The 15,908-nt window shown below is 62.9% G+C and carries 15 protein-coding genes; 10 read left to right on the forward strand and 5 right to left on the reverse strand.

Going from position 1 to position 15,908, the window contains the following annotated elements:
* The 5 genes from DBR23_RS30790 to DBR23_RS15685 form a co-directional block, all read right to left on the reverse strand.
* Window positions 1-1,221: DUF3592 domain-containing protein (locus tag DBR23_RS30790; protein ID WP_233250487.1), on the reverse strand; the 1,221-nt coding region annotated here is incomplete at its 3' end.
* Window positions 1,222-1,365: 144 nt separating this feature from the next.
* Complete coding sequence (gene acnB / locus DBR23_RS15670; RefSeq protein WP_108498858.1) at window positions 1,366-3,957, reverse strand: bifunctional aconitate hydratase 2/2-methylisocitrate dehydratase; 2,592 nt, start codon at window positions 3,955-3,957, stop codon at window positions 1,366-1,368.
* Between the two features lie 87 nt (window positions 3,958-4,044).
* Window positions 4,045-4,686 carry a hypothetical protein gene (locus DBR23_RS15675; protein ID WP_108498859.1) on the reverse strand — a complete coding sequence of 214 codons (642 nt, stop codon included), beginning with the start codon at window positions 4,684-4,686 and terminating at the stop codon, window positions 4,045-4,047.
* 32 nt (window positions 4,687-4,718) lie between these two features.
* Window positions 4,719-5,786: a CoA ester lyase gene (locus DBR23_RS15680; RefSeq protein WP_108498860.1), complete on the reverse strand. Its 1,068-nt coding sequence runs from the start codon at window positions 5,784-5,786 to the stop codon at window positions 4,719-4,721.
* Window positions 5,787-5,806: 20 nt separating this feature from the next.
* Window positions 5,807-6,793, reverse strand: coding sequence for a malate dehydrogenase (locus DBR23_RS15685; RefSeq protein WP_056064888.1), 987 nt, complete (start codon window positions 6,791-6,793; stop codon window positions 5,807-5,809).
* 236 nt (window positions 6,794-7,029) lie between these two features.
* On the opposite strand from DBR23_RS15685, the gene DBR23_RS15690 reads away from it, so the two are divergent.
* From DBR23_RS15690 to fghA, 10 genes are all read left to right on the forward strand, one after another.
* Window positions 7,030-7,818, forward strand: a complete 789-nt coding sequence (locus DBR23_RS15690) for a GntR family transcriptional regulator (protein ID WP_056064891.1) — start codon at window positions 7,030-7,032, stop codon at window positions 7,816-7,818.
* Between the two features lie 133 nt (window positions 7,819-7,951).
* Window positions 7,952-8,386 carry a succinate dehydrogenase, cytochrome b556 subunit gene (gene sdhC, locus DBR23_RS15695; RefSeq protein ID WP_056064896.1) on the forward strand — a complete coding sequence of 145 codons (435 nt, stop codon included), beginning with the start codon at window positions 7,952-7,954 and terminating at the stop codon, window positions 8,384-8,386.
* A 64-nt stretch (window positions 8,387-8,450) separates the two neighbouring features.
* Window positions 8,451-8,816 (forward strand): succinate dehydrogenase, hydrophobic membrane anchor protein, encoded by a 366-nt coding sequence (gene sdhD, locus DBR23_RS15700; protein WP_015015055.1) that lies wholly within the window; start codon window positions 8,451-8,453, stop codon window positions 8,814-8,816.
* A 22-nt stretch (window positions 8,817-8,838) separates the two neighbouring features.
* A complete protein-coding gene (gene sdhA / locus DBR23_RS15705) occupies window positions 8,839-10,647 on the forward strand; it encodes a succinate dehydrogenase flavoprotein subunit (protein ID WP_108498861.1) in 1,809 nt (602 codons plus the stop codon).
* 21 nt (window positions 10,648-10,668) lie between these two features.
* Window positions 10,669-11,373, forward strand: a complete 705-nt coding sequence (locus DBR23_RS15710) for a succinate dehydrogenase iron-sulfur subunit (RefSeq protein ID WP_015015057.1) — start codon at window positions 10,669-10,671, stop codon at window positions 11,371-11,373.
* Between the two features lie 33 nt (window positions 11,374-11,406).
* The gene (locus tag DBR23_RS15715) at window positions 11,407-11,733 is read left to right on the forward strand and encodes a succinate dehydrogenase assembly factor 2 (RefSeq protein WP_056064900.1); all 327 of its coding nucleotides are present in this window, start codon (window positions 11,407-11,409) and stop codon (window positions 11,731-11,733) included.
* 59 nt (window positions 11,734-11,792) lie between these two features.
* Window positions 11,793-13,103, forward strand: coding sequence for a citrate synthase (locus DBR23_RS15720; protein WP_056064903.1), 1,311 nt, complete (start codon window positions 11,793-11,795; stop codon window positions 13,101-13,103).
* Between the two features lie 218 nt (window positions 13,104-13,321).
* Window positions 13,322-13,588, forward strand: coding sequence for a metal/formaldehyde-sensitive transcriptional repressor (locus tag DBR23_RS15725; RefSeq protein ID WP_108498862.1), 267 nt, complete (start codon window positions 13,322-13,324; stop codon window positions 13,586-13,588).
* A gap of 46 nt (window positions 13,589-13,634) precedes the next feature.
* Window positions 13,635-14,750 carry an S-(hydroxymethyl)glutathione dehydrogenase/class III alcohol dehydrogenase gene (locus tag DBR23_RS15730; protein ID WP_099730773.1) on the forward strand — a complete coding sequence of 372 codons (1,116 nt, stop codon included), beginning with the start codon at window positions 13,635-13,637 and terminating at the stop codon, window positions 14,748-14,750.
* Between the two features lie 173 nt (window positions 14,751-14,923).
* Window positions 14,924-15,796 carry an S-formylglutathione hydrolase gene (gene fghA / locus DBR23_RS15735; RefSeq protein ID WP_108498863.1) on the forward strand — a complete coding sequence of 291 codons (873 nt, stop codon included), beginning with the start codon at window positions 14,924-14,926 and terminating at the stop codon, window positions 15,794-15,796.
* Window positions 15,797-15,908: the final 112 nt, after the last annotated feature.

Genomic DNA, 15,908 nt, shown 5'->3' on the forward strand with positions numbered 1-15,908 from the left:
GGCATCGCGGCCCAAGACGACCGGCTCGATGGGGACTTCCTGCGTCCACTGCGCCCACCGGTCAAAGCGGTCCGGCACCGAAGCGGCCTCAGCCCAGGACGGGGTGGCGGCCTGGACCGCCAGGTCATACGCCAGCTCCAGCGCACCATCGGCGCGCACCAGTTCCAGTCGCCAGTCCACCCGCTCGCCACCGCGCCGCGAACCATGGGTGGGGGAGTCATCAGGCAGTTCAAAACGCGCTACCAGTCGCATGCCGCCATCGCCCGTCGGCTGGTGCCGCGCCGTGGCGTTCAGTACCTCCACCTGGCGCTCGGGCGAACCGGAGCTGGATTCGTCCACACGGTATTGCGCCAGCTGCATGCGCAGGTTTTCGGACCCCGCTTGCGGTACAGCCCGCGCAGGCAACACCAGCGTGATTTCGACCGATCGCCCCGCCGTGGGCCGCGATGGCAGGGCCGTCATACCAACCCCCTGGTAGCGCCAGGCCTTGCGGCTGTTCTGCCAGGCGGCAGCGACCAGGCCCACGCCGATCACCACAAAGACGCCCATGAAGCCCTTGGCCCACCAGGGCCCTTTGCCGTCCGACCAGAACAAGGCGGCCATAGGGAAAGCGATGCCACACCAGAATACCGCGAAGAACCACAGCGCCCCCTGCCCCTTGGCCAGGGAATGCGTTGGCTCCAGGTCTGGCACATCGTCCTGGGGGCGCCTCAAGATGCGCAGAAACATCCATGCAGCAGCCCCCCCGACGCCGGTGAACACCAGGGCAAACGGCAGCCGAAAAATTTGCAGCCGCCAGCGGATGCTGCGGTCCAGCAGGGCTTGGGCCGGGGCCTTGGGGTTGACCCAGGCGGTGATGGATTCGCCCCGCTCCTGCGCTTGGCGCAGGGCGCGGTGCCATTGCGTCTGCCAGTCGCCGACGTTGTCGGCACTGGAGTTCGGGTCCAGCCCCACGCGCTGCGCTTCGTACGTTTGGCCCGCCACGGTGTAGCGGTACCGAGCCAGCACCTGGTAGGTGGTGCCACCCTCGCTGCCCGCGTGCTGCTTCAGTTGCACATCCAGCACCTGGGCCGGCACAGGCTGCCATGAGCGCACGGTCCAGGCTGCCAGCGCCGTTTCAGCCAAGGGCCGCAAACCTGCCCAATACCCACCGGCACCGAACACCACCGCAAAGATGGCGCAGAAAACCAGCAATACCCCTCGGCCCATGGTGTTGCCCATGGCTCCCTCCTTTTGTTGTTGTTATGGATGTCTTGTTATGGACTCCAGCATAGTGACGAATGGATGACGTTTGTGTGACACCCAAGGTGGGCCAAAAAAAAGCGGCCCCTGAGGGCCGCTTCTGTTGCGCAAAGAGCGCGAAGATCAGGCGATGACGCCCTTGGCGGTTTCTGCGTACTCTTCGATCTGGTCGAAGTTCAGGTACTTGTAGATCGAAGCGCCGTCCTTGTTCACGATACCCATGGCTTCGTGGTATTCGGCCACCGAGGGGATCTTGCCCAGCTTGGACGCGATGGCGGCCAGCTCGGCGGAGGCCAGGAACACGTTGGTGTTCTTGCCCAGGCGGTTGGGGAAGTTGCGGGTGGAGGTGGACACCACCGTAGCGCCTTCGCGCACCTGCGCCTGGTTGCCCATGCACAGCGAGCAGCCGGGCATTTCGGTACGGGCGCCGGCAGCACCAAAGTTGGCGTAATGGCCTTCCTTGATCAGTTCGCTCTCGTCCATCTTGGTGGGCGGAGCCACCCACAGCTTGACGGGGATGTCACGGCTGCCGCCCAGCAGCTTGGCTGCTGCGCGGAAGTGGCCGATGTTGGTCATGCAAGAACCAATGAAGGCTTCATCGATCTTGGTGCCAGCCACTTCCGACAGGGTCTTGGCGTCGTCGGGGTCGTTGGGGCAGCACAGGATGGGTTCCTTGATGTCGGCCAGATCGATCTCGATGACGGCGGCGTATTCGGCATCCTTGTCGGCTTCGAGCAGGTTGGGGTTGGCCAACCAGGCTTCCACCTTCTCGATGCGGCGCTGCAGCGTGCGGGCATCGGCATAGCCGTCAGCGATCATGTTCTTCATCAGCACCACGTTGCTGGTGAGGTATTCCTTGACCGGCTCAGGGTTGAGCTTGATGGTGCAACCAGCGGCGGAGCGCTCCGCCGAAGCGTCCGACAGTTCAAACGCTTGCTCGACCTTCAGGTTGGGCAGGCCTTCGATTTCCAGAATGCGGCCCGAGAAGATGTTCTTCTTGCCCGCCTTGGCCACCGTCAGCAGACCAGCCTTGATCGCGTACAGCGGAATCGCGTGCACCAGGTCGCGCAGCGTCACGCCCGGCTGCATTTCGCCCTTGAAGCGCACCAGCACCGACTCGGGCATGTCCAGAGGCATCACACCCGTCGCAGCGCCGAAAGCCACCAGGCCAGAGCCTGCCGGGAACGAAATACCGATGGGGAAACGCGTGTGCGAGTCGCCGCCCGTACCCACGGTGTCAGGCAGCAGCAGGCGGTTGAGCCAGCTGTGGATCACGCCGTCGCCAGGACGCAGGGCCACGCCACCACGGTTGCTGATGAACGCAGGCAGTTCGCGGTGGGTCTTCACGTCCACGGGCTTGGGGTAGGCCGCCGTGTGGCAGAACGACTGCATGACCAGATCGGCCGAGAAGCCCAGGCAGGCCAGGTCTTTCAGCTCGTCGCGGGTCATCGGACCGGTGGTGTCTTGCGAGCCCACGGTCGTCATCTTGGGTTCGCAGTAGGTACCGGGGCGCACGCCCTGGCCTTCTGGCAGACCCACGGCGCGGCCAACCATCTTCTGAGCGAGGGTGAAGCCGGCCTTCGAAGCGGCAGGTGCCTGGGGCAGGCGGAACAGCGTGGAGGCTGGCAGGCCCAGGAACTCACGTGCCTTGGCCGTCAGCGAACGGCCGATGATGAGGTTGATACGGCCGCCCGCACGCACTTCGTCAAACAGCACATCGCTCTTGAGCTTGAACTCGGCCACGGTGGCACCGTTCTTCACGATCTTGCCGTCATAGGGAAGGATGTCGACCACGTCGCCCATTTCGAGCTTGGATACATCGACTTCGATCGGCAGCGAGCCCGAATCTTCTTGCGTGTTGAAGAAGATGGGAGCGATCTTGCCGCCCAGGGTCACGCCGCCAAAACGCTTGTTCGGCACAAACGGGATGTCCTGGCCCGTGGCCCAGATCACACTGTTGGTGGCCGACTTGCGGCTGGAACCGGTGCCCACCACGTCGCCCACGTAGGCCACGAGGTTGCCCTTCTTCTTGAGGTCTTCGATGAACTGCATCGGACCACGCTTGCCGTCTTCTTCGGGCTTGAACGCCGCATCAGGGCGGGTGTTCTTCAGCATGGCCAGGTAGTGCAGCGGGATGTCTGGGCGGCTCCAGGCATCCGGTGCGGGCGACAGGTCGTCGGTGTTGGTCTCACCGGGCACCTTGAACACCGTGACGGTAATCTTCTTCTCGACCTCAGGACGGGTGGTGAACCACTCGGCATCGGCCCAGCTTTTGATGACTTCCTGCGCCTTGGCATTGCCTGCCTTGGCTTTCACAGCGACGTCATTGAAGAAGTCGAACATCAGCAGCGTCTTCTTCAGACCCTCTGCGGCCACACCAGCCACTTCGGCGTCGTCCAGCAATTCAATCAGCGGGTGCACGTTGTAGCCACCCACCATGGTGCCCAGTAGTTCCGTGGCCTTGGCCTTGGAGATCAGACCCACGGTGATGTCGCCGTGCGCCACGGCAGCCAGGAAGCTGGCCTTGACCTTGGCAGCGTCGTCCACGCCAGGCGGCACGCGATGGGTGAGCAGGTCCAGCAAAAAGGCCTCTTCACCAGCGGGTGGGTTCTTGATCAATTCGATCAGCTCAGCCACCTGCTTGGCGTCCAGGGGCAGAGGGGGGATACCCAGTGCGGCGCGTTCGGCAGCATGGTCTCGGTAGGCTTTCAACATTGTTTTCTCCAGTTGCGTTCTAAAGTGGGGCGTAGCGTGTAGCGGTGGGCTCGGCACACACCAGTCGTTGATGGGTGCGTGCGGTTTTTATTTGGTGGCGGGCAGCGGGTCCAGCACGCTCACAGGCGGGTTCTTCTTGATGGCTTCCGCCACCACCACCTGCTCAGGGCTCATGCACTCGTCAGCCAGACGCTGACCAGCGCGCTGGTTCATCAGCATGGATTTGTTGGCGATCTGCAGCCACACGGCACCACCCTTGGCGTCCTCCAGGCGCACAGTGCCCGTGGTCGTGGCCACCGGCGACATGTAGTACTTGAAACCCTTGCCTTCCACATGGAAGTGGCCTGGGGTGGCGGGATCGGCTGTCACCGTGACAAAAGCACCGAGCTCGCAGGGCATGCGCCCCACGTGCACGCGCTCCGCAATCGCCAGTTCGGCGGGCGACAGGGCCGCTTCAGCGGCGATGATGCCGGCCGCCACCTGGTTGGTGGCGCTCTTGAGCTGGGTACGGCTGCTGGTGGGTTCGGCCTTGGCAGTGGCATGGCTCTTGGCGGGAGCCTTGGCTGCGGTCTTGCCATCTGCTGGCTTGGCGGCCGTCTTGGCGGTTGGCTTGGCAGCGGGTTTGGCTGCAGCCTTGGTGTCGGACTTGGCCGCTGGCTGGGCTGTTGTTTGTGCCAAGGCAAAGGCCGGAGCCAGCAACATGAGAGCGGAGGCAATGACGAATTTCATGGGAAGTCCTGCGTGGAAATGTCCAGGGGTGTTCACGATGGAACGAGAGTCGATGCGTCAAACCAGTGACGCACCGCCAAGGGTAGTGCGCGCCCAGTGCTGTGGGCGCGCTCCAGAATCTGCCAATAAAAGCGGTAGCTGGCACGGTCATGCAATACCCCATCCACACTGATGGGTGCCCAGTCCTCCAAGGCTGCCGCCGAAATGATCCGGGCTGCGGTGTCGATATCGTCCTGCAGGGGCGCAAAGGCCTGCAGGATGGTGCGTATCTGCGCCGGATGGATGCTCCACATCCGTGTGTAGCCCAGCTCGCGCGATGCGCGGACGGCAGCACCTTGCAGGGCTGCCATGTCCGAAAACTCAGTCACTACGCAATGGGAAGGCACCTTGCCATGCGCGTGGCACGCCGAGGCGATTTCGAGCTTGGCACGCACCACCAGCGGGTGCGTGAACTGCCCGGCAGAGGTCATGGCCTGTGCGGGAATGGCGCCTCCATGGGCGGACACAAAATCCATGAGGCCAAAACTCAGGCTCTGGACGCGGGGATGGGAAGCGATTTCAAAAGCGCGCTGCACGGCAGCGGGGGACTCGATCAACACATGCAGAGGCACATGAGCCGCCGACGCGCGCTCCAACGCACGTTCAGCCATCAGCACATCATCCACCGACTCGACCTTGGGCACCATGAGATGGCACAGCCTGTGTCCTGCCTCGCCCGCAATCGCGGCGACATCATTGACAAAAGCGGGGTGATCCACCGCATGAACACGAGCCGCTACCCGAGCCCCTGGAGCCGCAGCGGCTGCCATACGCGCCACCAGCGACGCATGCTGGGACTCCAGCCCGACAGGCGCGCCATCTTCACAATCGAGAGTGACATCAAAGACGCAGGTGCCAAATTCCTGCGTCATCTCTGCCTGCAATTGCAGGCTTTTGCGCATGCGCACTTCCACGCCGCTGTAGTGGTCGCAGACTGGCAAAAAACCAGTCTGCGCCTGGGCGCCGAGCAACACATCGCGCGGATGGACGGACGCAACGCCCGGCCCCGGTACAGAGGCTTGGACGGCCCGAAGGCCCGATGCCAAAGGCGTCGGCTGCATCGCGTCGTTTACCAGCTTGATTACAGCAGGTGCTTGACGCCGTCTTGCTCGCCTTGCAGTTCGGCCAGCGTGATGTTGATACGCTCTTGCGAGAACGCGTCGATGTCCAGACCTTCAACAATCTTGTACTCGCCGTTTTCGCAGGTCACGGGGAAACCAAACATCGTGTCCTTGGGAATGCCGTATTCGCCGTTGGATGGAACACCCATGGTGACCCACTTGCCGTTGGTGCCCAGGGCCCAGTCGCGCATGTGGTCGATGGCGGCATTGGCTGCAGACGCTGCCGACGACAGGCCACGGGCTTCAATGATGGCGGCGCCGCGCTTTCCAACGGTGGGCAGGAATGTGTTGGCGTTCCACTCCTGATCGTTGATCATCTTGGCCACGCTTTCGCCCTTGATGGTGGCAAAACGGTAGTCGGCGTACATCGTGGGCGAGTGGTTGCCCCACACGGTCAGCTTTTCGATGTCGGCCACAGCCTTGCCGGTCTTGGCGGCGATCTGGCTGGCAGCGCGGTTGTGGTCCAGGCGCAGCATGGCCGTGAAGTTCTTGCGTGGCAGGTCAGGGGCCGACTTCATGGCGATGTAGGCATTGGTGTTGGCAGGGTTGCCCACCACCAGCACCTTCACGTCACGCGAAGCCACGGCATTCAGGGCCTTGCCTTGTGCCGTGAAGATGGCGCCGTTGACGGCCAGCAGCTCGGCACGCTCCATGCCAGGGCCACGTGGGCGGGAGCCGACCAGAAGTGCATAGTCGGCATCCTTGAAGGCGGTCATGGGATCGCTATGGGCGGTCATTTCGACCAGCAGCGGGAAGGCGCAGTCGTCCAGCTCCATCATCACGCCCTTGAGCGCCTTTTGAGGACCTTCGACAGGGACTTCGAGCAATTGCAGAATGACCGGCTGGTCCTTGCCCAGCATTTCGCCGGAGGCGATACGGAACAGCAGTGCGTAACCGATTTGACCGGCGGCGCCGGTGACAGCAACGCGAACGGGCTTCTTGCTCATGGTGAAAACTCCAGGAAGTGAGGAAAACAGGTGTGAGTGCAACGCAAGCACCAGCGCCTGTCACCAGTAGCCCGTGCCCCGCAAAACAGCATTGGAGTTTACCCCTGATTGGACACCCCGGTCAATTTGTCTTATGTCTTATATAAGATATGATTGCACCCCATTTGTCGTTCGATTGTCATGTGGCAACCGCATTGCCGCACCACAACACACGCACAACTTACAGATCCCACACCATGTCATCGCTTCCGTTCGCAGCAGACAGCCCCGCGCCCCCGCAGAGCGCAGCGGGAGCCGCCACGCCAGCGTTCAGCCCGCTGTACCAACAGATCAAGGGGCTGATCCTGCAAAGCCTGCAGCAGGGCGAATGGAAGCCTGGCGAGGCCATTCCGAGCGAAATGGAGCTGGCTGCACGTTTTCGCGTCAGCCAGGGCACCGTACGCAAGGCGATTGACGAACTGGCCGCAGAGAACCTGGTGATGCGCCGGCAGGGCAAAGGCACTTTTGTCGCCACCCACGCCGAGCAGCATGTGCAGTACCGATTTCTGAAGCTGTTGCCCGACACCGGAGACGCCCGCGTGGAAGGCCCTGCGCAGCGCCGCGTGATCGATTGCCGCCGCGTGCGGGCCAACGCCGATGTGGCCCGCGCACTGGCGCTGCGCAGCGGCGATGCCGTCATGCAGGCACGGCGCATCCTGTCGTTTGCAGGAGTGCCCACCATTTTGGAAGACATCTGGCTGCCCGGACAAGCCTTCAAAGGCCTCACCGCCGAGCAGCTCGCCAACTACCAGGGACCGACCTACGCCATGTTCGAACTCGACTTTGGCGTGCGCATGGTGCGGGCCGAAGAAAAAATCCGCGCCGTGCTGCCCGACGAGGAACAAGCCCAACTGCTGCAAATCACACCCGTGACACCGCTGCTGAGCGTCGAGCGCATTGCCTACACCTACAACGATGTTCCCATGGAGTTACGCCGCGGGCTGTATCGCACCGATACCCACCACTACCGTAATGAATTGAGCTGACAGCAGGCTGGCACCCGAGCATTAACGTCGAAAATTTCAAGCCCGGCTAAACCCTTGTGTTGCGTTGCAATAGAATTTTGCGTTCTTTGCATCTTCAAATTACAAAGCAGTTACATCCACGAAAGCACCAGAAATGACAGAACTAGCCAAAAAACGGCCTGAATTCCGCAACATCAATGCCTTCAAGGACTTGACGACCTACCGCATGACACCTGCCGCGTGGGTTTCGATCTTGCACCGCGCCAGCGGACTGATCATGTTCCTGCTGCTGCCTTTCATCATCTGGATGTTCGACACCTCGGTGTCTTCCGAAATCTCGTTCGCCAAATTCTCGGCGGCCTTCAACATCGGCATCGGCTTTGTGCCCGGCTGGTTCATCAAGCTGGTCGCTTTGGCGCTGATCTGGGCCTACCTGCACCACTTCACGGCCGGCCTGCGCCACCTGTGGATGGACGTGAGCCACAGCGCCGTGAACAAGCAATTTGGCAAGAGCTCTGCCCTGACCGTTCTGGTCATCAGCATTGGGTTGGCCCTGGTGCTGGGCGCCAAGCTTTTCGGCCTGTACTGATCAACCCACAAAAAACGGCGGTCGCTGCCAGCCAGCGCCTGTTGAAGAACGAGAGGAAATTTCCATGTCCGTCAATTACGGTTCCAAGCGCGTCGTCGTCGGCGCCCACTATGGTCTGCGCGACTGGCTCAGCCAGCGCGTCACGGCAGTCCTGATGGCGCTGTTCACCCTGGCCCTGCTGGCCCAGGTCATCTTCTCCAAAGGCCCCATCGGCTACGACAAATGGGCGGGCATTTTCTCGGCCCAATGGATGAAGGTGCTGACCTTCTCCGTGATCGTCGCGATTGCCTGGCATGCGTGGGTCGGCCTGCGCGAAGTCCTGATGGACTACATCAAGCCCGTGGGCCTGCGTCTGGCACTGCAAGTGTTCAGCATTGTCTGGCTGGTCAGCTGCGCCGGCTGGGGCATCCAGGTTCTGTGGCGTCTCTGATTCCCGCGATTGAAGGTACACAATGAGCTACACACAAGCCAACATCACCAAGCGCAAGTTCGACGTCATCATCATCGGAGCCGGCGGCTCCGGCATGCGGGCATCCCTGCAACTGGCCCGCGCGGGCCTGAACGTTGCGGTTCTCTCCAAGGTATTCCCCACCCGTTCGCACACCGTCGCTGCCCAGGGCGGCATCGGCGCGTCGCTGGGCAACATGTCCGAGGACAACTGGCACTACCACTTCTACGACACCATCAAGGGCTCCGACTGGCTCGGCGACCAGGATGCGATCGAGTTCATGTGCCGCGAAGCCCCCAAGGTCGTGTACGACCTGGAACACATGGGCATGCCCTTTGACCGCAACACCGACGGCACGATCTACCAGCGCCCCTTCGGCGGCCACACCGCCAACTATGGCGAAAAGCCCGTGCAACGCGCTTGCGCTGCAGCCGACCGCACCGGCCACGCCATGCTGCACACGCTGTATCAGCAAAACGTCAAGGCCCGCACCAACTTCTTCGTGGAGTGGATGGCCCTGGACCTGATCCGCGACGCCGACGGCGACGTGGTGGGCGTGACGGCGCTCGAAATGGAAACCGGCGACCTGCACATCCTCGAAGCCAAGACCACGCTGCTGGCCACTGGCGGAGCAGGCCGCATTTTTGCTGCCTCGACCAACGCCTTCATCAACACCGGTGACGGCCTGGGCATGGCCGCACGCGCCGGCATTCCGCTGGAAGACATGGAGTTCTGGCAGTTCCACCCCACCGGCGTGGCCGGCGCGGGCGTGCTGCTGACCGAAGGCTGCCGCGGTGAAGGCGCAATTTTGCTCAACAGCAATGGCGAGCGGTTCATGGAGCGCTATGCGCCCACCTTGAAGGACCTGGCACCGCGCGACTTCGTGTCCCGCTCGATGGACCAGGAGATCAAGGAAGGCCGTGGCTGTGGTCCCAACAAGGACTACGTGCTGCTCAAGCTGGACCACCTGGGCGCAGAAACCATCCACAAGCGCCTGCCCTCGGTGTACGAAATCGGCGTCAACTTTGCCAACGTGGACATCACCAAGGAGCCGATCCCTGTGGTGCCCACTATCCACTACCAGATGGGTGGCATTCCCACCAACATCAACGGCCAGGTGGTGGTGCAGCAAGGCGGCAATGACAACCTCGTGGTCAACGGCCTGTACGCGGTGGGCGAATGCTCTTGCGTATCGGTGCACGGCGCCAACCGCCTGGGCACCAACTCGCTGCTGGACCTGCTGGTGTTCGGCCGCGCAGCCGGCAACCACATCGTTGAGTTCAACGACAAGAACAAGAACCACAAGCCCCTGCCCAAGGATGCGGCCGACCGCACCTTGGAGCGCCTCAACCGCCTGCAAGGCGCCAGCAGCGGCGAATATGCCCAGGACGTGGCCAACGACATCCGCGCCAGCATGCAACTGCACGCCGGTGTGTTCCGCACGCAGGCGAGCATGGACGAAGGCGTCAAGAAGATCGCCGAGCTGCGCAGCCGTGTGAACAGCGTGGGCCTGAAGGACCACTCCAAGGTGTTCAACACCGCGCGCATCGAAGCGCTGGAAGTCGAGAACCTGATCGAAGCTGCGCAAGCCACGATGGTGTCTGCTGCTGCCCGCAAGGAATGCCGTGGCGCCCACACCGTGAGCGACTACGAGCGCCCCGCAGACGACCCAGTGGCACCACTGGGCCGCGACGATGCCAACTGGATGAAGCACACCCTGTGGCACAGCGAGAGCAACAGCCTGACCTACAAGCCCGTCAAACTCAAACCCCTGACCGTGGACTCAGTTCCGCCCAAGGTTCGCACGTTCTAAACGGATACAGGAGCACCCACCATGGCAAAACGCACCTTCCAAATCTACCGCTACGATCCTGACAAGGACGCCAAGCCCTACATGCAGACCGTCGAAGTCGAACTCGACGGCAGCGAACGCATGCTGCTGGACGCCCTGATGAAGCTCAAGGCGCAAGACCCCACCCTGTCGTTCCGTCGCTCCTGCCGCGAAGGTGTTTGTGGCTCGGACGCCATGAACATCAACGGCAAGAACGGCCTGGCCTGCCTGACCAACATGAACACGCTGCCCGGCACCGTGGTCCTGAAGCCCCTGCCCGGCCTGCCAGTCATCCGCGACCTGATCGTGGACATGACGCAGTTCTTCAAGCAGTACAACTCCATCAAGCCGTACCTCGTCAACGACAACGTGCCGCCCGAAACCGAGCGCCTGCAGTCGCCTGAAGAGCGCGAAGAGCTGAACGGCCTGTACGAGTGCATTTTGTGCGCCAGCTGCTCCACCAGCTGCCCCAGTTTCTGGTGGAACCCCGACAAGTTCGTGGGCCCCGCCGGTCTGCTGCAGGCCTACCGCTTCATCGCCGACAGCCGCGACGAAGCCACCACGGAGCGCCTGGACAACCTGGAAGACCCGTACCGCCTGTTCCGCTGCCACACCATCATGAACTGCGTGGACGTGTGCCCCAAGGGCCTGAACCCCACCCGGGCCATCGGCAAGATCAAGGAATTGATGGTGCGCCGCGCCATCTGAGCGCGGCCCGTTCATCGTCCTACACACCGGTCCATGCAAACGCTATCCACCCCATCCATCGCGCCAGAGGCGGCTTCGCCGCTGCTGGACGAACGCGAGCTGAGCAAGCTGCACTGGCGCTGCCGGCGCGGCCTGCTGGAGAACGACTTGTTCATCGAGAAGTTCTTCCACCGCTTCGAATCGACGCTGACGCGGCGCCATGCCCAAGGCCTCAACGCGTTGATGGATCTGGCGGACAACGACCTGCTGGACCTGCTGCTGCGGCGGCGAGAGCCCTCGGGCGAACAAGACACACAAGAAGCGCGTGAAGTGCTCGGCATGCTGAGACAAAGCGGTGGCGCCACGGCAGTGCATGCCTGACACCCAGCCCTCGCACCAAGACCGGATTCGTATCGGCAACCTACCCAAGGAAAGTAACAATGAAGCTAGCTGACAACAAAGCCACCCTGTCGTTCAGTAACGGCAGCCCCAGCGTGGACCTGCCGGTCTATCAGGGCAGCATCGGCCCGGACGTCATCGACATCCGCAAGCTGTATGCGCAGACGGGCATGTTCACCTATGACCCGGGCTTCCTGTCCACAGCAGCCACCCAGTCGGCCATCACCTATATCGATGGCGACAAGGGCGAGTTGCTGTACCGCGGCTACCCCATTGAGCAGTTGGCTGAGAACTGCGATTTCCTGGAAACCTGCCACCTGCTGCTGTACGGCGATCTGCCCAACGCAGCACAAAAGACCGACTTCACCAGCCGCGTGACCAACCACACCATGGTCAACGAGCAGATGCAGTTCTTCCTGCGTGGCTTCCGCCGCGACGCGCACCCCATGGCTGTGCTGACCGGTCTGGTGGGTGCCCTGTCGGCCTTCTACCACGACAGCACGGACATCAACAATCCGCAGCACCGCGAGATCGCCGCGATCCGCCTGATCGCCAAGATGCCCACGCTGGTCGCAATGGCCTACAAGTACGGCATGGGCCAGCCCTACATGTACCCGCAGAACCACCTGAGCTACGCAGGCAACTTCCTGCGCATGATGTTCGGTACGCCCTGCGAAGAGTACAAGGTCAACCCCGTGCTGGAACGCGCGCTGGACCGCATCTTCATCCTGCACGCTGACCACGAGCAGAACGCCTCGACCTCCACCGTGCGCCTGTGCGGCTCGTCGGGCACCAACCCGTTCGCCGCCATCGCCGCGGGCGTGGCCTGCCTCTGGGGCCCTGCCCACGGCGGCGCCAATGAAGCTGCACTGAACATGCTGTACGACATCCAGGCCCAAGGCGGCGTGGAAAAGATCGGCGACTTCATCAAGCAGGTCAAGGACAAGAACTCTGGCGTCAAGCTGATGGGCTTTGGCCACCGCGTGTACAAGAACTACGACCCCCGCGCCAAGCTCATGCAAGAGACTTGCAATGAAGTGCTGGCCGAGCTGGGCCTCGAAAACGACCCGCTGTTCAAGCTGGCCAAGGAACTGGAAAAGATCGCCCTGGAAGACGACTACTTCGTGCAGCGCAAGCTCTACCCGAACGTGGACTTCTACTCCGGCATCGTGCAGCGCGCCATCGGCATCCCCGTGAACCTGTTCACCGGCATCTTCAGCCTGGCCCGCACCGTGGGCTGGATCGCCCAGCTGAACGAAATGATCGGCGACCCCGAGTACAAGATCGGCCGCCCCCGCCAGCTGTTCACCGGCTCCGTGCGCCGCGACGTGCCTCCCCTGGCCAGCCGCTGATCGGTGCGGCGCACTGCGCCGCTCCCGCACCCCACAAAGCCCGCAGGCAGTGCCTGCGGGCTTTTTTCATGGCTCATCGAGAGGGGTTCACTGCCAATTTTCGAATACTCCCCCTGAGTAATAGCCCTTTTAATGCCCGTAGCGCAATCAGCATATGTGCTTGTCTTTTATACTGCCACCCAGTACACCCCAGTGAACGACCAGCCAGCCGCCTGACCATGCCCCACACTGCCGAGGACAAACAACGCGCCATCACACGCCTGCGCCGCATCAAGGGCCAGGCCGAGGCGCTGGAGCGCGCGGTGGAAGCGGGCAGTGACTGCGCCCCTATCCTGCAGCAGCTGGCGGCCATGCGTGGCGCCGTGCACGGACTGATGGCCGACCTGCTCGACAGCCACGTACGCGAGACGCTGGCGGAAAAACCGACCCCGTCCCAGCAAGCCATTGACGAAACGCTGGCGCTGCTTCGCTCCTACCTCAAATAGACCACCCACCCGCATTCGCTACCCGATTGACCGAAAGGACCACCCCATGAAATCCCGCGCCGCCGTTGCCTTCAAAGCCGGAGAACCCCTGCAGATCGTCGAGATCGACGTCGCCCCGCCCAAAAAGGGCGAAGTGCTTATCAAGATCACCGACACCGGCGTGTGCCACACCGACGCCTTTACCCTGAGCGGTGACGACCCCGAAGGCCTGTTCCCCGTGGTGCTGGGCCATGAAGGCGCGGGCATCGTGGTGGAAGTGGGCGAAGGCGTGACCAGCGTGAAGCCCGGCGACCACGTCATCCCGCTCTACACCGCCGAATGCGGCGAGTGCCTGTTCTGCAAGAGCGGCAAGACCAATCTGTGCGTGAGCGTGCGCGCCACGCAGGGCAAAGGTGTGATGCCCGATGGCACCACGCGCTTCAGCTACAACGGCCAGCCCATCTACCACTACATGGGCTGCAGCACGTTCAGCGAATACACCGTGGTGGCCGAGGTCTCGCTCGCCAAGGTCAATCCCAACGCCAACCCCGAGCAGGTCTGCCTGCTGGGCTGCGGTGTGACCACGGGCCTGGGCGCTGTCAAGAACACCGCCAAGGTGCAAGAGGGCGACACGGTGGCCGTGTTTGGCCTGGGCGGCATTGGCCTGGCCGTGATCCAGGGCGCCAAGCTGGCCAAGGCCGGGCGCATCATCGCCATCGACACCAACCCCTCCAAGTTCGACCTGGCTAAGGTGTTTGGCGCCACCGACTGCGTGAACCCCAAGGACTTCGACAAGCCCATCCAGCAGGTCATCGTCGAGATGACAACCTGGGGCGTGGACCACAGCTTTGAGTGCATCGGCAACGTGAACGTGATGCGCGCGGCACTGGAATGCGCGCACCGGGGCTGGGGCCAGTCGGTCATCATCGGCGTGGCAGGCGCGGGGCAAGAGATCAGCACCCGCCCCTTCCAGCTCGTCACCGGCCGCAAGTGGCTGGGCACGGCGTTTGGCGGCGTCAAGGGCCGCAGCGAGCTGCCCGGCATGGTCGAAGACGCGATGGCAGGCAAGATCCAGCTCGCGCCCTTTGTGACCCACACCATGGGCCTGAAGGACATCAACGAAGCCTTTGACTTGATGCACGAAGGCAAGTCGATCCGCTCGGTCGTCAAATACGCCGCGTAACTCGGCTACTCGCCAGCGCCCACAGCCCCAGAGACAACCGGGCACTCTGGGTGCTGGCCCTGGCGGGCCATGACAAACGGCCTGGAGCCGGTTTTTAGGCTCCCTACCAGCGAAAACTGCCTCAAGCGCTACGAAATATTGCCTGAGCAGCTATCAATTCAAGAGCAAACACTATGACCACTCCCCTGGACCTGCTCAGCCAACACGCCTGTTTTGGCGGCGAGCAGCGCTTTTACCAACACACCTCCACAACCATCGGCCTGCCGATGAAGTTCTCGGTGTACCTGCCCCCCCAGGCACAACAGGGCCCTGTGCCCGCCGTGTTGTACCTGGCCGGGCTGACCTGCACCGAGGAGACCTTTGCCATCAAGGCCGGAGCCCAGCGCCTGGCCGCCGAACTGGGCCTGGCCCTGATCGCGCCCGACACCAGCCCGCGCGGCGACGCCGTGTTGGCCCTGCCCGGCGCCACGGCCAGCTGGGACTTTGGCGTGGGGGCGGGCTTCTACCTCGACGCCACGCAGAGCCCCTGGAACACCCACTGGCGCATGGAGAGCTACCTGCTGCAAGAGCTGCTGCCCCTGGTGGGCCAGCACCTGCCCATAGACGCGCAGCGCCTGGGCATCTTCGGCCACAGCATGGGCGGGCACGGCGCGCTCACACTCGCCCTGCGCCACCCCGGCCGGTTCAAGACCGTGTCGGCCTTTGCGCCCATCTGCGCGCCCACCCAGTGCCCCTGGGGCGAAAAGGCCTTCACCGGCTACCTGGGCCCCGACCGCACCACCTGGCTGGAGCACGATGCCACGGTGCTGATGCAACACCAGCCCATCGCGCCCTACCCGGCAGGCATCCTCATCGACCAGGGGCTGGACGACAAATTCCTGGCCGACCAGTTGCACCCCCACCTGTTCGAGGCCGCGTGCCAGGCCATCGGCCAGCCGCTCACGCTGCGCCGGCACACGGGTTACGACCACGGCTACTACTTTGTGCAGAGCTTTGTGGGCGACCATTTGGCCCACCATGCGCGGGGTCTTGGCGCCGGACATTAATGCGCGCTTAAGCAACTGGCAGCACACTAGCGGGCTATGCTTTTGTCCCTGCGGCGCCTGCTGCCCTTTGCCTCGGCTTCACGCTCGGAGCCTCCCTCCGCCTCCCCTGCAC

Source organism: Acidovorax sp. HMWF018 (genome assembly GCF_003061035.1).
Lineage (GTDB): Bacteria > Pseudomonadota > Gammaproteobacteria > Burkholderiales > Burkholderiaceae_C > Acidovorax > Acidovorax delafieldii.